The sequence below is a fragment of the [Chlorobium] sp. 445 genome, from assembly GCA_002763895.1.
Lineage (GTDB): Bacteria > Bacteroidota > Chlorobiia > Chlorobiales > Thermochlorobacteraceae > Thermochlorobacter.
Map to the genome: position 1 here is coordinate 1 of NSLH01000027.1, position 19,744 is coordinate 19,744.

Here is a 19,744-nt window from a genome sequence, read left to right on the forward strand (position 1 = left end):
GTTCATCTTTTTGCCCATTTCAGCGATGACTTTGATTTGTCCTGCAAGGCTATGCAGGAACGTGTGCATTTGCTTGAACTCTTGATAAATAGGTTCTTTGCTATAGAGTGCATCGCCGACGTTTTCATCCATTGTCCAATCATGCTTTTTTCGGGTTCATCAGGATAAACCTCGTCCCATTTGCTCAGTCCGTTTGCGGCAGAGCGGACTTTCATTTTCCATGTGAGAAAATTAGTTCGAACGACCGCCATGTCGATAGGTGCGGTGCGAAGAATTTTGGATTTATCTTCCATTGGTGTTCCAAACAGACTTTTTAAGTTACAAAAGGGCGTAAAGATAGAAAAAGAAGACGACATTAAAAAGTTCTTATGAAAAAGGATTTTTTACAGCCGTATCAAAAGCATATATTTTCTCTATAACTAAATAGTTAAAAAAATGTCTGCAAAGGCATCGAAGTTTGCCAGACATGCGGCTGAAATGACTGATGAAAAAATGGAGCATGTTGCGGCACGGCTTAAACTTTTGGGTGAGCCGACACGGCTTAAGATCTTGAAAGCAATCTGTGAAAGAGAAAAAAGCGTTCAAGAGATAGTGCAAGAGGTAGGGGCAGGTCAAGCCAATGTCTCTAAGCATCTTTCATTGATGCTCGAGAATGGCATTGTGGCACGGCGCAAAGAAGGGTTAAACTGTTACTACAAGTTGGATGACGAGAGTGTCTTTGAAATTTGTCAGATTGCTTTGAGAGGTATTGAGAAAACTCTGACCGATAGACTCCAGCGGATTCAGTTCAAGGCATGAAAGAAAGTGCAGGTGGTAAGGCATCAGGCGCTACGCGAAGTGTCAGGCAGTGTGGAATGCTTCGGCAATAGCAAGCGCAAAGTTTTCACTGGTGGATTGAGTCGGTACAATATCGATGCGTCCATAGAGGGTGCGTACAGCCTGCGCGGTTGTATTGCCAATTGCCGCTAACTTGATGGTTTCAGCTAGCGGATAGCCGTCAAGCAGTGTGAAAAAGTTTTTCACGGTGGAAGGACTTGTAAAAGCAATGGCGTCTATTTTTCCCCTTTCCAAGAGTGTTTTGACACGTTCAACATCAGCGCTTTCAGGTAAGCAAGTATCATAGACTTCATACTCATCGCAGGAGCCGCCAAGGGCGCGAATATGCTCTGGTAGAAGACGCTGCGAGAGTTTGCCGCGCACAAAAAGGAACTTTCGATCTGCAATCGATTTCGCAGGCAGAAGTGCAGCAAGCTCAGCGGCGCTGAACTTATCGGGCATAGTGGCAACGGCAAATCCGGCTTCCAGAAGGCGTGCTCTGGTTTTTTCACCGACAGCATAGATAGGCAAGCGGCGAATGTGCGCTAAAAAATCTGGTGCGACTCTGCGAAGCGGTTCAACAAAATGCTCAACGCCATTTGCACTGGTAAAAAAGACGGCGCTGTAATCAGGCAAAGAGGGTAAGGCAGAAAGCCAATCTGTGAGGGGCACAATTTCAATGGTTGGAAAAATGATGCACTGAAAGCCACAGGCCTCGAGTGCGACGGCAAGGTCTTGGGCTTGAGCTTTGGGGCGCGTAATTAAAACGGTTTTCCGCATCATAATAAGCGAAAAAAAGTTGCCCACGCAAATCCGTTTGCAGCATTAAGACGCACGCAGACTTGAGAGAATTTCTTGACCGCCTTGTTCAAGTAAAACTTCGGCAAGTTGAATTCCAAGTGCTTCGGCATGTTCAAGAGAAGCAGGCAAATCTGGTGAAGTGAGCAATGTAGAGAGGCTATGGCGTGCATAGCGTGTGCCATCGAGCGTGCCAATGAAAGCCGTAAGTGAGAGCCGCAAGCCTGCTAGTGAAGCATGTGCAGCAATTGGAATCTGACAACCGCCCTCTAAGCGTCGCAGCAAACTGCGTTCGGCTCGTGTGCAAAGTTCAGTTGCTGGATCGTTGAGTGAGCATGCAAGTGAAAGGACGGCTTTGTCATCAGCACGGGTTTCGATAGCAAGGGCACCTTGTCCAACCGCTGGCAAAATCTCCTCGTGAGAGAGCATCTGTGAAATTCGTGCATCTAATCCAAGACGATGGACACCTGCAAAAGCAAGGATCATGGCGTCTAAATGCTCGGGATGTTTGCGTGGCAGCATGTACCGTTCATCAAATTTTTTGAAGCGCGTGTTGAGATTGCCACGCATGTCAAGAATTTTTAAGTCAGGGCGCAGGGCGAGAAGTTGAGCGCGTCGGCGTAGACTGCCTGTAGCAACATGTGCGCCAAGCGGGAGCGATGCTACCGAGTAGCCATCGTTAGAAATCAGAACATCGCGTGTATCCTCACGTGCTATAACTGCTGCGATAGTAAGACCATCAGGAAGAGAGGTAGGTAGATCTTTCAAGCTATGGACAGCTAGGTCAATTTCTCCACGAAGTAAGGCTTGTTCAATTTCGCGTGTGAAAAGCCCTTTGTCGCCAATTTTGGAAAGCGGTGAATCCAGAATTTTGTCACCTGTGGTTTTGATGGTGCGAATTGCAATATGCAAGTGTGGGTGTAGAGCAAGCAGAGAAGTTTTGACGAACTCTGTCTGCCAAAGTGCAAGTGCACTCGAGCGTGTACCGATGACAATGGACAACTTCACGGAAAAGTCAACTTCGGTCGTTGTGATGAGCTGAACACGATTCGCAGTAGCCACGAAAGATAACTTGATGCTCAATGTGTGTAAAACCCGTAGAGCGAGAAATATCGCTAGCAATTGAATCTAAATTGCATAAGTCAATTTCTTTGATCTTGCCACAATCTATACAGATGATGTGATGATGATGTGCGAAAGGACGGGCAAATTCAAAACGCATGAATTCATCGCCAAACTGGATGCGAGAGACGATGCCAGCATCAGCAAGTTTATTGAGGGAGCGATAAACAGTTGCAAGATCAACACCATAGCGAGAAAGTTGTGCGTGCACTTCAGCGGCAGTGAGGGGTTTTTTGTTGCGGTCAAGAATTTCCAAAATGCGTATGCGCTGGTGTGTGACCTTGAAATCGTTTTGGCGCAGGAGCGTAGCGTATTTTGCTGATGCAGTTGCAGTCATCGGTAATCTCCATCAAAGCACTAAAGCATTGGTTGAGGTAAAATTACTTTGCCTTTATGAATAATTCCAACTGATTTGCCACGCAAAGTGTAGTTGTGAAAAGGTGAATTGCGTGACTTTGAAGCCAGATGTGAAGTATCAACAGTCCATTCTAAGTCTGGAGCAATCAATGTAGCGTTAAGCGGTTTGCCAACTTCAAAACGTATGGGTGGAAGGTTCATCACGCGACGCGGGTTCGTGGAAAGCATTTCAATAGCGCGATAGGCAGAGATGCGGTTTGTGTGAACGAGTGTCGTAAAAGTCAGACCAACGGAAGTTTCAAGTCCCACGATGCCAAAAGCGGCTTGCGAAATACCGCAGTCTTTTTCGTGGCAGGCATGTGGGGCGTGATCAGTTGCAATCACATCAATTGTGCCATCGGCAATAGCAGCAAGGACAGCTTCACGATCGCGCTCACTACGCAACGGCGGATTCATGCGCATATTGCCATCGTAGCCCGACTCAAAGACATCCTTATCGGTCAGTGTGAAGTGATGCGGTGTAACTTCAGCAGTTACAGGTAAGCCTTCTTGTTTTGCAGCGCGAACTAAATCAACTGCTTCTTTGACACTAATATGCGCGACATGATAACGCGGCAAATAAGGCATTGCGCCTTGCTTATTTTCTAGAAGGTAACGCAGAAGGCTTAAATCGCGTGAGAGCACGATGGATTCTGAAATTGAGGGAATACCGCGCAGTCCTAGTAATGAGGCGTAGAGGCTTTCGTTCATTACGCCGCCAAAGGAAAGTGCAGTATCTTCGCAGTGCTGAATCAGCAGCAAGTTGAATTGAGAGGCATATTCAAATGCAAGACGCATCACGCGGGAATTCATAACAGCTGCGCCGTCATCAGAGAGCGCTTTCACACCAGCTGCAGCAAGTTCGCCATATGGGGCAATGCGTTCACCTTTGCGTCCAACCGTAATTGCGCCAATGACTTCAATGTCTATCGGTAATGATGCAGCACGCTCGCGTATGAAAGCCACTACAGCAGCATTGTCAATCGGCGGCTCGGTGTTCGGCATCAGAGCAACACCTGTAAAGCCACCAGCCAGAGCTGAGCGTGCACCTGTCTCAATCGTTTCTTTATACTCAAAGCCGGGCTCACGAAAATGACAGTGCATGTCAAACAAGCCTGAAGCAACAATGCCGTCTGAAAAATCTATTACCTCATGATCTGAAAGCATCACGTCGGATGGTAAATCAGCGCTGTCAGCAAACCAAAGATGCTCGAGAATGCCATCATCGGAAATCTGAAGCGAACCCTTTTTATCGAGAAATTCGGCAGGGTTGATAATGCGCGCATTGCAAATGACGATGCTCATAGCCAATATTTTTGCTAATATACGCAACCGCAAGCAGCGCACATCAAATCAAGAGCTTAATTAGCAGAGCGTAGAGAGCCTTGAGCAGAAGAGAATTATGCTGAAGATGTACTCGAGCGCAAAATCTCTGCTTTTTGATGCTGGAGGGAGAGTAAAAGTCGGTATAAATAATCTTCATCAAAACAATGCTCCACGAGAAAAAGCATGTGATACTTTTGCGGCTGTAATGCAGGGTGGGCATCATAGCCTTTGAGAGACCAAAGTTCATGGATGAGAGAAGCGACTGCGGAGCGGAGAGCATCTGGATTCATACTACACCTCTTGCAAGGAAGGATTGAGAAAAAACAGACGCAGAAAAAATAAGGCATTCTTAGAATTAGGGGAGTGCTCAAAAGAAGTGCTTGTGAGTGAGAGCATTAGGTGAGAAATGCATCAAGGGCAGCGTGGAGTGTAGCGCAGGGACGGATGTCGAGACCAAAATTTTTCTCGAGAGATTTGTCGTTCTCAGGAGAAAGTTTGGGCACAACAGCGCGTTCAAAGCCGAGTTTTTGGATTCCATAAGGCGTCGCTCTAAGTGTGGTACAGGGCGCAATTCACCAGAGAGACCAATTTCACCAATAGCGACTGTTGAAGAGTCGGCTGGGATATCGCGCAGACTGGAGACAATTGAGACGGCAACAGCAAGATCAACTGCAGGCTCTGTGAGGCGTAAGCCGCCGGCGACATTAAGAAAGACATCATGAGACCACATTGGTAAGCCCAATCGTTTTTCTAGGACCGCAAGCAGCAGCGAGAGCCGCCGAATATCAAAACCACTCGAGACGCGCTGCGGGGCGGCGTAGTTTGTCTTAGAGACAAGCGCTTGCACTTCTACTAAAATCGGGCGTGTGCCTTCGATCGAGGCGGTAACACAAGAGCCAGAGACCCCAAAGCTACGCTCTCGCAAAAAAAGCTCAGAGGGGTTCTGAACTTCTTGTAGACCTTCTTCGGTCATTTCAAATACGGCAATCTCGTTGGTAGAACCAAATCGATTTTTAAGGGCGCGCAAAATGCGGTAGCGGTAATTGCTATCGCCTTCAAATTGAAGCACAGTGTCGACAATGTGCTCTAAGACTTTCGGACCAGCAATGACACCTTCTTTTGTGATATGTCCGATGACAAATGCGGTGATACCGAGGCGTTTGCAGGCTTGCATAATGCGCGAGGTGCACTCTCGTACTTGGCTGACACTACCGGGAGAACTTTCAAACAAACTTGAGAAAATCGTTTGAATGGAATCGATGATAACAATGTCCGGCTTCATTGTGGAGAGCGTGTCGAGAATCGTCTCCAATTGTGTTTCAGAGAGCAGGAGAAGGTTATCGGTAGTGATACCCATTCGTTCGGCGCGGCTCTTGATTTGGTGTGCGGATTCTTCGGCAGAGACATAAAGAATTTGGCGCTCAGGCAGATGCGGAGCAAGTTGCAGCATCAAAGTGGATTTGCCTATACCCGGCTCGCCACCAATGAGCACGATCGAGGCAGGCATCAAGCCGCCGCCTAAGACACGATTAAATTCTTCAATGCCAGTCGAAAGACGCGCTTCAGGCAGGGCTTCAAGTTCGCTTAGGCGCTTTGGGGCAGACTGTGGTGAGAGTGTGTTTGAGAGGGGGCGTGCTCGTGCAGAAGATTTTTCAGGTTCAGTGAGAACTTCTTCTACCATCGTGCCCCAACTGCCACACTCAAAGCACTTACCTTGATAGCGTAGTGAAATGGCGCCACAGTTCGAGCAGCGATAGCGCGTTTTGACTTTTGACATCTTTTTGAGAAAAACATCTTACAGACAAATCTACTAAGTCAGCGATGAACACTTCTAGCAGACATACGCCAAAGCGCGCCATCGTGCCAAAGTGCCACACGAAACAGCAGGCTACTTTGCATCTTCAATTGAGAGCACGGCAAAGACATCGCCTTGCATCTCACCTTTAACCTTGACCCTCAAGTTATTTTCTCGCTTTGTAGCTTGCAGGTAGGCTTTGGCTTTTTCGCAGCCAGTTGCATCAAATTTGATGAGTTTCTTCTTTGTGTAAAGTCCGAATCCAGAAGCGGCACAAGCCGGCATCAGGCAGCACTCTTTAGTATGGATTGCAGCGACTTTGTCGCTGTCAAAACTTTCACCGCATTGCACGTCGGTCAAAATGCCAACAAGTGTTTGCAGCTTAGCTGGCTTTGTGGTTTTGGCTGGCTCTTGCGCACTTGCAATTGTGCTTGAAAAGAAAAGCAAAACGAGAAAAAGCAAAAGAGATTTCAACATCGGAGTGAAGTTGCAATATGTTTTTGGAAGTTACCTTGCCTAACACAAAGAAAGAAAATATCGTTTCTTGCAAATCTTTACTACGATGTATTTTTGAAGTGGAAAGCATTTCAAAAAAAGATGTATCAAAAAGGACAACTGATTGAGGCAACCATTTCAGACCGTGCGGAAGACGAGCGCTGTTTTGCGCGCTTAGAGAACGGTATTGGGGTCTTTGTGCAAGGGTATTTGGCTATTGGCGATAGGGTTGAGGCGGAGATTTTCAAGGTCAAAAAAAACTATCTGGAAGCCAAAGCTAAGCGGTTACTTGCGCCGTCGCCGCAGCGCGTAGAGGCACGCTGTACGCATTTTGGCGTATGTGGGGGATGCAAATGGCAACACTTGGACTATGCTGCACAACTTGAACAAAAAGCAAAACAGGTGCGCGATGCACTCACACACATTGGCATGTTTTCAGCGGTGGAAGTGCTTCCGACCATTGGTGCAGAAGAGATTTTTCACTACCGCAATAAAATCGAGTTTTCATTTTCAGACCAACGCTTTGTGCTTGAGCACGAACGAGAGCTGCTAGAAAAACCAATAGACTTTGCGCTGGGCTTTCATGCCCCACGTCGCTTTGATAAAGTTGTCGATATTGACCGTTGCTACATTGCGTCGCCTGAGATGAATGTTGCCTTGAATGTGGTCAAAGCCTTTGCACATCGGTCGGGGTTAGAGCCGTACTCTATGCGTACAAATCAAGGCTTTTGGCGGCATCTGTGTGTGCGCAAAGCCTTTCGTACCAATGAAGTGATGATAAATCTTGTAACCTCTTGGCACGAAGCAGATCTAATGCAAGACTTGCTGGCGGAATTGCAGCATGCCTTGCCTCAATCGCTCACCACGCTGGTCAATAATATCACGACAAGCAAAAGCGGTACGTCAGTAGGCGAAGAAGAAAAAGTCATATTTGGCAAAGGATTTATTACCGAAAAATTAAGAGACTTGAGTTTTAAGATTTCGGCAAATTCTTTTTTTCAGACCAATACAGCACAAGCAGAGAAACTTTACGAAGCGGTGCTGAAGATGGCAGAACTTTCGCCTAACGATGTAGTTTATGATCTCTATTGCGGCACAGGTTCAATTGCCCTATTCATAGCTCACCAATGCAAGAAAGTTTTGGGCATAGAGCTTGTAGCAAGTGCAATTCAAGATGCCAGAGATAACGCAGTGCTGAATGGTTTAGAGAATTGCATGTTTCACCAACTCGATCTAAAAGAGTTTCGTAAACTTGCGCCTGAACTTAGTGCATTCGGATTGCCCGATGTTGTGATTACTGATCCACCGCGTGCAGGAATGCATCCTGATGCTGTGAGTTTCTTGCTCAAACTCTCCCCAAAGCGTATCGTTTATGTAAGCTGCAATCCAGCAAGTTTGGCACGCGATGCAAAGCTGCTCTGTGTGCATGGTAACTATGGCTTGCGTCTTGTACAACCGATAGATATGTTTCCACATACAAATCACATTGAGAGTATTGCTGTACTAGAAAAAATATCTTCATAAGCTTAGCAACTTCAACTATGAGAGGTTTTATTGGATTTTTATTTCTCGTCTTTGTTGGGCTGTTCGTCTATTTTGCTTTCATTAAAAAAGACGAACCAATTTCAACGGAGCAGATTAAAGAAAAAGCCACAGAAGTAAAGCGCAAAGCTGAAGAAGTGGCAAAAAGCGTTGGAAAGCTCGAAGAAGAAAAAGAACAATTGCTGAAAAAAGCCACAGATGAACTCTCAAATGCGACGCGCGATCTGGATTCGCTCAAGCGGGCGTTAGAGAAGGTAACAAGCGACAAGAAAGAGGCAATCACAAAACAAATTGAGGAACTTGAAGAGACAAAGAAAGGCTTAGAGACGAACTTAGAGACGCTAAAAGGTGCAAGTGAAGAAGCTTGGCAAGGGGTGCGGCAAGGCTTCGAGACAGCGCTTGAGGCACTGAAGCGAGCAAAGGAAAAAGTAGAAAGAAAAACGCAGGAATAAAGTCCTACTGCTTACAAGCCCTGCTACTTACAAGCCCTGCTACTTCCTAAGCAGCATTTTCTTTGTCTCCATAAACTTACCAGCGGTCAGGCGGTAGAAGTAAAGACCGCTAGCTAAGCCATAGTTTGCTGCATTAAACTTGATGACGTATCGCCCGGCTTCCTGCTTGCCTTCAACCAATGTGGCGACTTTCCGACCCAGCACATCATACACCTCGAGCTTGACATCGCCACTTTCAGCCAAAGCATAGCGCACAGTGGTTTCAGGATTGAAGGGATTGGGATAGTTCTGCATCAGGGCGTAAGTCTCAGGCACATCAAGCGTAACTTCGACACTGAAAGCATAGTCATGAATGGCGCCATCGTGGTCTACACTGCGAAGTTGGTAACGATGCGTTTGGTTAGGTGCAGCACTCTCATCGATGAATTTGTACTCTTTGCCGACAGGCGAGGTACCTAAGCCACGCAGTGACGCATGTTCACGATAGTCGGCAATAGGCTCACCATTACGCAAGATGATAAAGCCCGCATTGTGTAATTCACTTTCTGTGCGCCAATTGAGTTCGACGCGTCGACCAAGCGGTTTGGCTACAAACTGTGCGAGCGCAACGGGCAGTGGGTTATCGAGTGAGTTTTCTGTGCCCAGAGATACAAAGAAATTTTCGCTCGATGTGAGCAAGGTGCTAAACGTGTTTGAGTTAAAGCCAGTCAGTACAGGTAGGGGGTCGGTATCCACGGAAGCAGGACCTTGCGCTTGCCAGTTGCCTGAAGTGCGCGTGGCAATTTTGAGCGTCGTGTTGTTATTGCTTGCGAGAACTGCATCATCGGAATTGATTGCCATATCGACAACTTGTGAGAGCGTAAGACTGTTGATGCCAGTGTTTTGAAACTCGTAGTAACGCAAGTCTGAGACTTTCACGAGTGGAAGGTCCGACAGCGCAAGAGCATTCGCTGAAGCTGTGATGAGTGTGCCACGCAGTGTGGTGCCGCTTGCAGATTGTCCAATCAGGGAGATCGGACGATACACGCTGGCATCACCTAAGGGATAGAGGCGTGAGACCAGACTAGTATTATCAAAGGCACGTGCAAGGCGATTGTTGATGTAGCCAGCGGTGCGTTGCACGGCAGAAGGTGCAGGATTTGTAACCGACGCAAGAAAAACGCCGGTATTGAGGATACCGCTATTGAGCTCTAAGGTGTTCAGAACTGTAGGGCTACCTGTGAGCGAGGCGCCATCGGCGTCGTTAAGGTCAAAGTTGGTGAATGTCGCGCCACTTACTTGCACTGTAGCAGGTGCATTTTGCACAAGAATTTTACCCGTTGAGGCTAAAGCTGAACCAGTGCCTGTGATATTGCCACGTACTTCAACATTGAGCGCGCCAATATCGAGAGTTGTGCCTGAACCAAGTGAGAGCGCAGGCTGCGAGACACTTGCTGTAAGGGTCATCGCTGTCGCGTCCAGCGCCTTCGTGCCTGTGCCAGCAGTCGCAAGGCGATTGGCGGTTGTGATTGCAGGTAAGCTGCCTTGGGCTAGAAAGCCTGTAATCTGGGCGCCGATGCGATTGAAGACATAGCTTGCACCAGTGTTGTAAGTTACCGTGCCGTTTGCGCGTATCGAGCCATTGAATGAACTGGGATTGTCGCCATTGACCCCTTTTTCATTGGCAGTGATGAGTGTAGCGCCTGAATTGAGCGAAAAGTTTGCTGTACCTGTATAATTAGTAAGGAAGCGCGTCTCACCAAATTCAATAGTACCGTTGACGGTAATTGTGCCAGTATTGCCAGTACGCAAATTAGCGTTGATGACACGCAGCGTTCCGCCTGAACTCACCGTAAGGTTCCACACATCAACATGACCAGTTGAGCCAGAGAGTGTGGTTGTGCCATCAATGACAAAGTTCATGGTGTTGCCAAAACTGGGGTTTGCATTCATGAAGCCATTGTTGACGATTGAGCCATCGCTGCCTGTCATCGTAATGGTTCTGTCGCCTGATACAGTCAGTTGACAACTGCCTTCAGTGCGCAAACTGTGTTGAATGGTAAGGTTGTTAGTAATAGTTGTGGTTTGACCGTCAGCCGTTGTGGCATCAAAGAAAGTTGTGCCGTAGTCAGCGATGTTGTCGCTTGCACGTTGATTGATATAGCAAAAGCGCGAGAAAGCGGGTGTACTGCTGCCATCATCGGTATTCTCAATATCAAAATACAAGCGTGCAGTCAGATCGAGTTTGTCGGAAAAATCGTTATCCAGTGTAAAGCGTGAAAGTCCGCCGTAAGGATCAGTGCCATTGAGATAGAAAAAGACACGAAACGATTGCGGTCTGCCGCCCATAAGTGACCATGCGATAGCAATTTCCTGAACATTGCCCGATGTAGTTTTTTGGATGCTGGGACTGTTGTCGACGTTGGCATTCCATCCGCCAGCGCTATTGTGTGTGCGGTGTTGGTGATAGCCATTTCGAATGAAGGCGGCAAAATTAGCTCGGAAAGGAAGCCTGCCGTAATTGTTGCCATCAAAGTTGCCGATGCCGCCGAGTGCACCATTTGCATTGCTGCCGCCATTAGCAGGTGTTTGTGGGTCCGTGTCAATGTAAATAGCTAATTCATCCGTATTTGCATTGCCGTTAGCATCAACTGCGATATAGAGGTTGTTGTCGTCCCACGCCATATACCAGTCGCGAGCGCCATCGTTGTAGCGGTTTGCGCCATTTGTGTGATCGCCATATTCGCCAGGAGCAATGATGCCATTGAGATTCGGTGGTGTAGAGAGAAACGAGAAGGTTGAAAAATCACCGCCGATAGCAAATTCCGAAAAAGAAGTTAGTCCAGAGACACGCAGGATATTGTTGCGTGGATAGGAAATTGTAATGCTTGTAGCATTTGCAGCGCTCGTCCAAGGCTCAGAACTGTTGTTGCGTTTGAGCACAACGAGTCGGCGTGGGTCGGAAATGCCAGCAAGTCCGCTGATATCCAGCTCAATATCGTATTGATAGCCATTGAGACCGGACGGGGTAATTTGCCAGTATCGTGGAGCAATGTTGGTTACGGTAACAGTGCCTTTGGGAGAGAAGCCGGTTAAAGGCAAGCCGTTGGTTGGATTGAGTGGCAAGCCATTTTGCATATTGAAAAGCAGGCTACCAGCATCGTTGGAGGGTTGCGTGAAAATCACGCGGGCTTGTCGGTCGTTAGAAGCTGCAGCAATGAAAGTGCCGGTTGTATTAGCGGGAATAGGCACAGTTGCGCTGCCTGCAGCAGGCACAAGCTGAATGGCAACCGTAGCGCTATCGAGCGAAAATTGACTTGTGGTTTTGCCCCAAGCTGAAATGTAGTTCAATGAGAGCGGTGCGACATTTGCAGTGTTGGGCAAGTTTGGCGAAAGGTTATCGAAAATCGTGCCATCGCTTGGAGAGGTCGGTGCTGAATTTTGCTTGACAACGGCACGATTGAGCGTAGAAGCGCCTTCCACGATGAACTCAAACTGGCTATCGCTGAGGCGTTTTACAGCCACATTGCCCGGTGAATAAGGCATCGGGTGATTGAGCGTATTGACCACTTGCGGCGCGCGATAGGTAGCACGCACATAGACACGCTGACCAGTAGCATTAACCGATGTATTGCGAATGCGAATCGTATGCCAATCTGTTGTGCTTGGTGTATAGTTGACGTTGAGATTGCTTGCGCCATTTGCACTGAAGACAAGCGTCTGATTTTGGAAGAGTGCAATGGTAACATCTTGCAGGGTCGAGCTGGTTTGGAAGACACGCAAATTGATGGACTGACCTGCTTCGGGATAGATGTTGCCGACCGTACGCCAAGCTGTGGAGTGTGTAGGCAAACTTCCACCTTGCAGCAACGAACGCGGGTGGCTATCGCCAAGGTCATCAGCCATTTCCCACTCTTGCGTGATGGGTTTGGCGCAGGTGAGAAAGGTGCATCGAAATTGGCTTGTTCAGAGGTAGGTGCCCAGACGGCGTATCCACGTCGGCGTGTCGGTCCTGCTGGCGTCGTAATAGGTGCGCTCAAATCGCAAGGTGGAATATGAATCAGCACACGATTGCCAGAGCTACCAAAGGGCGGTTGGACGGTGACGGTAAAGTCATAAGTGCCACCGTAGTCTTTGAGCTCCGTGCCGACAGGGAAGGTCGTGGTAACCCAAACACGCTGCTCAGTGTTCCAACTGTCCGTAACGCCAATTAAAGCGCGATTGCCTCGCTCAAAGACGAGTCCGTCTTGCAGGTTGCCTTGCAAAAAGAAAGGTGCATCTGGACCCGTTTCAGCCGTGCGCACATAGTAAGCACCACTTTTGAATTGCAATTTCTGGTGGCAACGAATGAGGTTGGCAATATCGCTGCGCACGGGTAGTAAAGAAGGATTATCAGGAAAATGCGTGTAGCGAATGCCACCCGAGCCAATGTCGAAGAGGTCTTCAAAAAACACTTGCGGTGAGCCATCGACAGAAAAAATAATAGCGTATGCTGGTGCAAGGCGCGGCTCACGTGGGTCGATGTTGCGACCAAGTTCGCTGCTGCTCGTCCATGTTGAGCTCGGATAATCACCGTTGGACTGCAAGGGTGGGCGGAACGTATCATGATTATTAACAAACGGCACTGTGCGCCCGCGATTGTCTTGCTGCAAGCTCGGAATGGTACTCATATCGAAAGCGCCCAGACCATAGACCATACCAACTAACCCATCCAGGCTAAAGCCACGCAAACCGAAGTCAAAAGTGCCCGCGCGATTATCGACGCCACCTAAGTTGCGGCTAGTGCCGGAAAGTCCACCTTCTAGCACACTTTCAGGTGCAGGTGGTGCGCCTGCCCATTCATCGAGTTCAGTTTTACCGCCAACCCATTCACCAATCGAGAGAATATCCCAGCCTAAAGCAGAACTTCCGTTTACGCCTTGAGTGATGTCGCCTGTGGAACTTGCAACATGCCAGACAAAATCATGCACAATGTGCGGCTCGAAGTGCTTGACCGCATCGAAACGATAGCCATCAATGCCGATTTGTTTAGTGTGCCAGATAAACCAGCGGCGAAGTTCATTGCGCATGTAGTTGTTGGACTGCGGCGGATTGAACACAAGAGGATTGCCCGTCGGGAGCGACGATTGCCCGTAGGCGCGTGGGTCGTAGCAGATGTCAGGACCAAAAAAAGCGGAAGTGACATCGTTGAGCGAGCTGCCGGGATTGCCACCAAAACCGCGCCACGTGTTCGGGTGAAAATTTACCCAGTTTTTGGGAAAACGACCACGGCGACCGATGTAGTCAACCGAATCACCAACAAACTGTGGTGTAAGAAACGAAGTGTAGCGGAAAATTTTATACTGATCGTCTTGTGCTTGTGGATCGCGTACCTGTGAGCCGATGATGTGGTTAAAGACAATATCTTGTACCACTTCCATGCCGTTGGCATGCAAAACGGCAGCCATACGCAGCAGTTCATCTTTCGTGCCCATGCGCGTGCGCACATTACCCTTCTGAAATTTGTCGCCAAGATCGTAGTGGTCAAAAGGTGCGTAGCCAACAGCAGTCGGACCGCCTTCGTTTTTAATCGTTGGAGGAATCCAAACCGCATCAATTCCAAGTTCACGCAAACGCGGCGCAAGATCAGCAAGATAATTCGACCACGCAAACGGATAATTGTTGTTCCAATAATCCCACCAGAAGCCTTGCAGAACAACGCGTTTAGTAGTCTGCGACCAGAGCGAAAGCGGAAAGGCAAAAAAGACGACAAAAAAGAAAGTAAAGAACGTACTAATGCTGTGTTGCTTTGCTGTAGACTTCATTATCATAGAGCAGTGTTTTGCGCGTATGCCTTATACAAAGATTTTTTGCTTGCAGCAGTGAAAAGTTCGCAGAAATGTGAAGTAGATAGAAAAAACTTCGCAAGTGTAACATTTTCTGTTAAAAAATGCAAGATGGCAGGTTGGGAGCTATGCGATATGAAGATGCCTTTGCTATGTGCAATCAGTTGAGGTGGGTACAGCTGTTCTCTGCACAAGTTCAACTAACACGCCGTGCAAGTCTTTCGGGTGCAAGAAACTCACAAGCGAATGCGCCACACCACAAGTTGGTGCAAAAAGCGGTTGAAAGTGTCTCTGCGCTGCTGCATCAAGATCGCTATGAATCGCGCTGCTCTCAAAGGCAAGATGGTGCAGACCCTCGCCGTATTTGTCCAAGAATTTTGCAACGGGACTTTCAGCAGAAAGGGGCTCTAAAAATTCGAGACGCGTTTCACCCAAAGTCAGAAACGCAATGCGTACATGATGTGCAGGCAATTCCTCAATTGTAATGTGCATCGTGCTGCCAGAGAGCAACTTCGAAAATGTCTCGAGTGCAGCATCAAGACTATGAACCGCAATGGCAATATGATCAATTTTGATGAGCATGGCGCTAGATAATCATGGTCTGGTTGTATGAACTCTATGTCTTACAGCGTGCATTACTTGAGTTTGTCGGCTTGTTGAAGTGCCCAACGGTAGCCAAGCTCAAACATAAAAATCGTCCATAGAAGAAACACAATGGTGCCAATAATCCACTTTACTGTTGCTTGCAAGTCAAAAAAGAGCGGGGCAAGGCGAAACCCAAACAGATATCCCCAAACTGCGCCAAAAGGATAACAAAAACTAAGCACAATTGCGATAAATAAGCCCCCAAGTTCAAGTGAAGTAGGAAAGCGTTGCTGAAACAAATGCTCATAGAATTCAGTTAGCAGAGTGCCGGGATAGCCTGCAGTAATAATTTGACCAAAAGCTATGACAGTACTGATTACAAAGACCGTCAGCAGTTCTTTCAGAAAGTCGCTCATCCTGATAGGAATTTAGAGTTAGCGTCTAATATAGTTTCAATAGTTCCAAGAGATGCGCAAAAAAAAACAGGTCAAAGCATAGGTTTCACACTTGCTTTGCTGTAACTTTTTGCACACGTTGTAGTTATAGTCGTAAAAAACGACAATCGTAATGACTACCGTCACTAAATGTTTTTAACAAGAAATGAACACGCTTTCGCTTGTTTTCAGAAATATCGCACAGCGCGCGCTATCTGTTACACTTACAGGGATTTCAATTGCGCTCGGTGTTGCCTTGATTAGTGCTACAGTTGAAATCAGGCGACAAGTCGAGGAAAACTTTAGCCAATCGAGCGTCGGCTACGAAATGATTTTGGGCGCAAAGGGCAGCGCGCTGCAATTGGTGCTCAACACCGTCTATCAGCTCGGTGACCCCGTCGGAAATATCCCCTACGCAGTCTATCAAAAATACCGCAATCATCCGATGGTAAGCTACGCTATTCCCTACGGGCTAGGCGATAACTACAAAGGCTTTCGCATCATTGGCACTACAGAAGAGATTTTCACGAAGTTTAACTACAAACCCAATCAGACCTTTGAACTAGCCGAAGGCAGAACTTTCAAAGATGATGAACTTTATGCTGCGGTTTTAGGTAGCGATGTAGCAAGGCAGCTGAAATTGAAAATTAGTGATACCTTCATTGCGACACACGGCTTGCAGGAGGTTGCGCCAGAAATGGCTATCAAGCACGAACACGACCCGATGAAGGTAGTTGGCATCTTAAAGCCAACTTACACGACCTCTGACAAGGCAATTTACATTTCGCTGCCAACTGTTTGGGCAATTCACGAAGAGCAAAAGGAAGAAGAGCTGGAAGTCAAAAATGACGAACTGGCTCGAATGCGAAAAGATGCGCAAACAGAATCGGCGCTGGCATCCTTGGGCAAAGACGCTGGTGATAAAGTCAAGCAGGAAGAAAAAAAGAATGGACACAACATGTCTGCACGCCAGAACGATGAAGCAGCGATGATAAAACATGATGAGCATGTGCATAAAGAACATTCACATAAGCATGAGCATAAGACGCAAGCCACAACAGAGGGTACAACTGCTCAAGCCAAACATTCTGATGGTTCACCGCATACGGATGGTGACGATCACCCCGATCATCATCACGAGCATAAGGTGCCAAAAGAAGGCGATGTGACAGCAGTTATTCTTAAAACCAAAGCCCCAATTTTTGCGTTACAGCTCTACAAAATCATCAACAGCGAGCCGCTGGCACAAGCAGCAATTCCGACACGAGAAATCAAAAATTTGTTTGATATTGTCGGCAATATCAATTGGGCGTTTCTCTTCATTACGCTGCTGGTGATTGTGGTGGCGCTCATCGGAGTGATGGTTGCTATTTACAATTCACTTAATGAACGGCGGCGCGATATTGCGATTATGCGTGCCCTCGGAGCACATCGCTCGCGCATTTTCGGTATGATTACACTCGAAGCTGCACTGATTTCACTCTTTGGCGCTGCATTTGGCATTGTGCTAAGTAAAGTTTTGCTGCTCTCGCTCAAAGGTGTGGTGCTCGAACGCACAGGCGTAGAACTTTCTGCACCAATTTTTAATTCGGGAGAAATAGCTCTAATTTTGATAGTTACAGCAGTTGGAGCACTGGTTGGTATTATACCAGCTATTAACGCATACCGTACTGATGTTGCAAAGAACTTGAACCCAATCAGTTAAACTATCTGTAACATTAATGAAAAAGATGAGAAAACTTCTGCCAAGTCTTGTCGTGATTGTCGGCATTGTGCTCAGCAATGTCATCATTAGCCTCAACACGCAGAAAAAGGTGGCATTTCAAGAAGCACTCTATAAATTGCGTCAAGAACATCGCTTGAAAGTAGAGACTGTAAGCTATGTACTTGCCGATGCAACCAGTATGCAGCCAGCAGGTACGCGCCTGACCTTCAACGATTTGCGAGAGTATCGATATAGCAAGCGCGATCGCTACCCACTGCCCGAAAAACTTAAAGCGCTCAAAGGTCAAGAAGTCAACATTGCTGGCTACATGATTCCAATGAGCGAAGCACTCGATGTAACCGAATTTATGCTGGTGCAAATTCCGTTTTTTGGCTGCTGTTACTCTGTGCCGCCTGAACCTAATGAAACCGTCATGGTCAAAATGGCAAAAGGAAAAAAGACAGAATATGTCTATACCCCGATTCGCGTAACCGGTAAGTTTGATATTCAGGAAACCAAGATAGATGGTTTTGTCGTTAGCTTGTATCAAATTGAAGCCAGTGCAGTAACTCCTGCACCGAACGACAAAGATGTGTTGCAGCATCAAAGCGGCACGCTATTGCCGGGACGAAACTAAGCTAACTGTAACAAATGCTCATGCGCCGAGTTCTATTGCTTTTGATGCTGATGTGTCTTGCAAGTGCAAGTCTGGCTCAGGCACAGACCGTGCCTGCAATACAACCTCCTGTGGATAGCGGCACAGGTACATCGCTGCAAAATCTGATGTTTTGTTCTTGCGCAAGACATAGCGGCAACGCAATAGTAACAGATCCCATGCAGCAACTTCAAAATGGTCGAAGACTTGGTGTGGCAGGGGTGAAAGTACTTGATGAGATGCCCAAAGGAGGAGTCATTGTCTCAGAGCTCACGCTGGAAAGCCCAGCGTCTGCCGATAGTTCGGAAAATTACGGCTACAAACGATTTTATGCGCTCTTGCAGCTTAAAGCGCAAGCGGCGCAGCACGGCGCAAATGCCATCGTAGACTTCAAGCAAGCGCTTAGTAGTGAAGGTAGCAGAATCATTTTTTCAGCTAAAGCTGCAAAAGTAGAGCCATAGCACAAAAATTTTTACAGGGACAAAATACTATGCCGCGTGGAAATAGAACATCAAACGACAACAACGATGATTTAACCGTATACTGCTCATTTTGTGGCAGATCAAGCGATGAAGTAAATAGTTTGGTTGCTGGGCAAGAAGCCTACATTTGCGATCGTTGCATTCAAAGCTCGATGGAAATTATTCGCAATGATATGGCGTCAATTCAAGCGCGGCGCCGTGCATCACGCAAATCCAAACTGCTGACGCCAGCCTCCATCAAGCAAGAACTCGATAGCTTCGTTGTCGGGCAGCATCATGCAAAAAAAGTGCTGGCTGTCTCCGTCTACAACCACTACAAGCGCATTGAGAGCGAAGACTGGCTCTTCAACGAAAGCGACGTTGTGCTTGAAAAAAGTAATATCTTGCTGATTGGACCCACAGGCACTGGCAAGACCCTGCTGGCACAGACACTCGCCAAAATCATTGATGTGCCTTTCACGATTGCTGATGCAACAACACTAACCGAAGCAGGTTATGTCGGCGATGATGTCGAGAGCATTCTTGCACATCTTTTGCAGGCAGCAGATTTTAACTTGGAACGCGCAGAGCGTGGCATTGTCTATATTGATGAAATTGACAAAATCGCGCGCAAGAGTGCAAATGTCTCTATCACGCGCGATGTCTCTGGCGAAGGCGTGCAACAGGCTCTACTGAAAATTTTAGAAGGCTCAATTGCAGGTGTGCCACCAAAAGGCGGACGCAAGCATCCAGAGCAACACTTGGTGAATGTCAATACAAAAAATATCCTTTTTATCTGCGGCGGAGCATTCGAAGGATTGGATAGAATCATCGCACGACGACTCTCAAAGTCAGCGATGGGCTTCAACGCAATGCCCGTAACGAAGTCCGAACGTGAAAGTCCCGAACTGCTCAGTAAAGTCATTCCCGAAGATCTCTTGGAGTTTGGCTTAATTCCCGAATTTATTGGACGATTGCCCGTCATCACGACCTTAGAGCCACTCGATCGAGCCGCACTCAAAAGCATTTTGGTGGAGCCAAAGAACGCTATCACGAAGCAGTATCGCAAACTCTTCGAGATGGAAAATGTCGAACTGATCTTCGAGCCCGAAGCACTTGACGCCATTGTAGATGAAGCCATAAAGCGTGGCACAGGTGCACGAGCACTGCGCGCCATTCTAGAAAACGTGATGCTGGATATTATGTTTGATTTGCCCGCAATGCGTGGGCTAAAAACCTGCATCATTACGCGTGAATGCATTACTGATAAAGCCCCGCCAACCTATCTCTACGACGAAGGACGGGAAGGTGGAAGGAAAAAAATTCCTGCCTAATCGCTGGGCGAGCGATGAAGAAGA

At 47.4% G+C, this 19,744-nt stretch carries 17 protein-coding genes and 1 pseudogene; 7 read left to right on the plus strand and 11 right to left on the minus strand.

Annotation, left to right across the window (positions count from 1 at the left end):
• The first annotated feature begins 435 nt into the window (after positions 1-435).
• Positions 436-798, plus strand: a complete 363-nt coding sequence (locus CMR00_10105) for a transcriptional regulator (GenBank protein PIO47461.1) — start codon at positions 436-438, stop codon at positions 796-798.
• 42 nt (positions 799-840) lie between these two features.
• Here CMR00_10105 and CMR00_10110 read toward each other — a convergent pair whose 3' ends face one another.
• The 7 genes and pseudogenes from CMR00_10110 to CMR00_10140 form a co-directional block, all read right to left on the minus strand.
• Positions 841-1,623: a uroporphyrinogen-III synthase gene (locus CMR00_10110; protein ID PIO47462.1), complete on the minus strand. Its 783-nt coding sequence runs from the start codon at positions 1,621-1,623 to the stop codon at positions 841-843.
• A gap of 18 nt (positions 1,624-1,641) precedes the next feature.
• Positions 1,642-2,622 (minus strand): hydroxymethylbilane synthase, encoded by a 981-nt coding sequence (locus CMR00_10115; GenBank protein ID PIO47463.1) that lies wholly within the window; start codon positions 2,620-2,622, stop codon positions 1,642-1,644.
• A 7-nt stretch (positions 2,623-2,629) separates the two neighbouring features.
• Positions 2,630-3,073 carry a transcriptional repressor gene (locus tag CMR00_10120; protein ID PIO47464.1) on the minus strand — a complete coding sequence of 148 codons (444 nt, stop codon included), beginning with the start codon at positions 3,071-3,073 and terminating at the stop codon, positions 2,630-2,632.
• 20 nt (positions 3,074-3,093) lie between these two features.
• Entirely contained in the window at positions 3,094-4,437 is a 1,344-nt protein-coding gene (locus CMR00_10125) for a dihydroorotase (protein PIO47465.1), read from the minus strand.
• A gap of 95 nt (positions 4,438-4,532) precedes the next feature.
• Positions 4,533-4,748 carry a hypothetical protein gene (locus CMR00_10130; GenBank protein ID PIO47466.1) on the minus strand — a complete coding sequence of 72 codons (216 nt, stop codon included), beginning with the start codon at positions 4,746-4,748 and terminating at the stop codon, positions 4,533-4,535.
• 105 nt (positions 4,749-4,853) lie between these two features.
• Positions 4,854-6,235: pseudogene (locus tag CMR00_10135) on the minus strand (DNA repair protein RadA).
• A gap of 111 nt (positions 6,236-6,346) precedes the next feature.
• Positions 6,347-6,730: a hypothetical protein gene (locus CMR00_10140; protein ID PIO47467.1), complete on the minus strand. Its 384-nt coding sequence runs from the start codon at positions 6,728-6,730 to the stop codon at positions 6,347-6,349.
• 120 nt (positions 6,731-6,850) lie between these two features.
• On the opposite strand from CMR00_10140, the gene CMR00_10145 reads away from it, so the two are divergent.
• Together CMR00_10145 and CMR00_10150 are read left to right on the plus strand one after the other, a co-directional pair.
• Entirely contained in the window at positions 6,851-8,272 is a 1,422-nt protein-coding gene (locus CMR00_10145) for a 23S rRNA (uracil(1939)-C(5))-methyltransferase RlmD (protein PIO47488.1), read from the plus strand.
• Between the two features lie 17 nt (positions 8,273-8,289).
• The gene (locus CMR00_10150) at positions 8,290-8,742 is read left to right on the plus strand and encodes a hypothetical protein (protein PIO47468.1); all 453 of its coding nucleotides are present in this window, start codon (positions 8,290-8,292) and stop codon (positions 8,740-8,742) included.
• 39 nt (positions 8,743-8,781) lie between these two features.
• Here CMR00_10150 and CMR00_10155 read toward each other — a convergent pair whose 3' ends face one another.
• From CMR00_10155 to CMR00_10170, 4 genes are all read right to left on the minus strand, one after another.
• Positions 8,782-12,627: a hypothetical protein gene (locus CMR00_10155; protein PIO47469.1), complete on the minus strand. Its 3,846-nt coding sequence runs from the start codon at positions 12,625-12,627 to the stop codon at positions 8,782-8,784.
• The gene (locus tag CMR00_10160; GenBank protein PIO47470.1) at positions 12,237-14,531 is read right to left on the minus strand and encodes a hypothetical protein; all 2,295 of its coding nucleotides are present in this window, start codon (positions 14,529-14,531) and stop codon (positions 12,237-12,239) included. The genes CMR00_10155 and CMR00_10160 overlap by 391 nt, the downstream gene beginning before the upstream one ends.
• A 165-nt stretch (positions 14,532-14,696) precedes the next feature.
• Positions 14,697-15,128 (minus strand): methylmalonyl-CoA epimerase, encoded by a 432-nt coding sequence (locus CMR00_10165; GenBank protein ID PIO47471.1) that lies wholly within the window; start codon positions 15,126-15,128, stop codon positions 14,697-14,699.
• A 53-nt stretch (positions 15,129-15,181) separates the two neighbouring features.
• Complete coding sequence (locus CMR00_10170) at positions 15,182-15,547, minus strand: hypothetical protein (GenBank protein ID PIO47472.1); 366 nt, start codon at positions 15,545-15,547, stop codon at positions 15,182-15,184.
• Positions 15,548-15,731: 184 nt separating this feature from the next.
• Here CMR00_10170 and CMR00_10175 point away from each other — a divergent pair, with 184 nt between their 5' ends.
• The 4 genes from CMR00_10175 to CMR00_10190 are packed head-to-tail and all read left to right on the plus strand — an operon-like array spanning position 15,732 to position 19,720.
• Positions 15,732-17,270, plus strand: a complete 1,539-nt coding sequence (locus CMR00_10175) for a hypothetical protein (protein PIO47473.1) — start codon at positions 15,732-15,734, stop codon at positions 17,268-17,270.
• Between the two features lie 16 nt (positions 17,271-17,286).
• On the plus strand, positions 17,287-17,907 hold the full coding sequence (locus tag CMR00_10180; protein PIO47474.1) for a hypothetical protein: 621 nt from the start codon (positions 17,287-17,289) through the stop codon (positions 17,905-17,907).
• Between the two features lie 14 nt (positions 17,908-17,921).
• Positions 17,922-18,386 (plus strand): hypothetical protein, encoded by a 465-nt coding sequence (locus CMR00_10185; protein PIO47475.1) that lies wholly within the window; start codon positions 17,922-17,924, stop codon positions 18,384-18,386.
• 29 nt (positions 18,387-18,415) lie between these two features.
• Positions 18,416-19,720 carry an ATP-dependent Clp protease ATP-binding subunit ClpX gene (locus CMR00_10190; protein PIO47476.1) on the plus strand — a complete coding sequence of 435 codons (1,305 nt, stop codon included), beginning with the start codon at positions 18,416-18,418 and terminating at the stop codon, positions 19,718-19,720.
• Positions 19,721-19,744: the final 24 nt, after the last annotated feature.

What these genes read in the sequence shown, in the direction of transcription:
- CMR00_10105 (PIO47461.1), top strand. Translation starts at nt 436, where the DNA reads ATGTCTGCAAAGGCATCGAAGTTTGCCAGACATGCGGCTGAAATGACT.
- CMR00_10120 (PIO47464.1), bottom strand. Translation starts at nt 3,073, where the DNA reads ATGACTGCAACTGCATCAGCAAAATACGCTACGCTCCTGCGCCAAAAC.
- CMR00_10125 (PIO47465.1), bottom strand. Translation starts at nt 4,437, where the DNA reads ATGAGCATCGTCATTTGCAATGCGCGCATTATCAACCCTGCCGAATTT.
- CMR00_10130 (PIO47466.1), bottom strand. Translation starts at nt 4,748, where the DNA reads ATGAATCCAGATGCTCTCCGCTCCGCAGTCGCTTCTCTCATCCATGAA.
- CMR00_10140 (PIO47467.1), bottom strand. Translation starts at nt 6,730, where the DNA reads ATGTTGAAATCTCTTTTGCTTTTTCTCGTTTTGCTTTTCTTTTCAAGC.
- CMR00_10145 (PIO47488.1), top strand. Translation starts at nt 6,851, where the DNA reads ATGTATCAAAAAGGACAACTGATTGAGGCAACCATTTCAGACCGTGCG.
- CMR00_10150 (PIO47468.1), top strand. Translation starts at nt 8,290, where the DNA reads ATGAGAGGTTTTATTGGATTTTTATTTCTCGTCTTTGTTGGGCTGTTC.
- CMR00_10155 (PIO47469.1), bottom strand. Translation starts at nt 12,627, where the DNA reads ATGGCTGATGACCTTGGCGATAGCCACCCGCGTTCGTTGCTGCAAGGT.
- CMR00_10160 (PIO47470.1), bottom strand. Translation starts at nt 14,531, where the DNA reads ATGATAATGAAGTCTACAGCAAAGCAACACAGCATTAGTACGTTCTTT.
- CMR00_10165 (PIO47471.1), bottom strand. Translation starts at nt 15,128, where the DNA reads ATGCTCATCAAAATTGATCATATTGCCATTGCGGTTCATAGTCTTGAT.
- CMR00_10170 (PIO47472.1), bottom strand. Translation starts at nt 15,547, where the DNA reads ATGAGCGACTTTCTGAAAGAACTGCTGACGGTCTTTGTAATCAGTACT.
- CMR00_10175 (PIO47473.1), top strand. Translation starts at nt 15,732, where the DNA reads ATGAACACGCTTTCGCTTGTTTTCAGAAATATCGCACAGCGCGCGCTA.
- CMR00_10180 (PIO47474.1), top strand. Translation starts at nt 17,287, where the DNA reads ATGAAAAAGATGAGAAAACTTCTGCCAAGTCTTGTCGTGATTGTCGGC.
- CMR00_10185 (PIO47475.1), top strand. Translation starts at nt 17,922, where the DNA reads ATGCTCATGCGCCGAGTTCTATTGCTTTTGATGCTGATGTGTCTTGCA.
- CMR00_10190 (PIO47476.1), top strand. Translation starts at nt 18,416, where the DNA reads ATGCCGCGTGGAAATAGAACATCAAACGACAACAACGATGATTTAACC.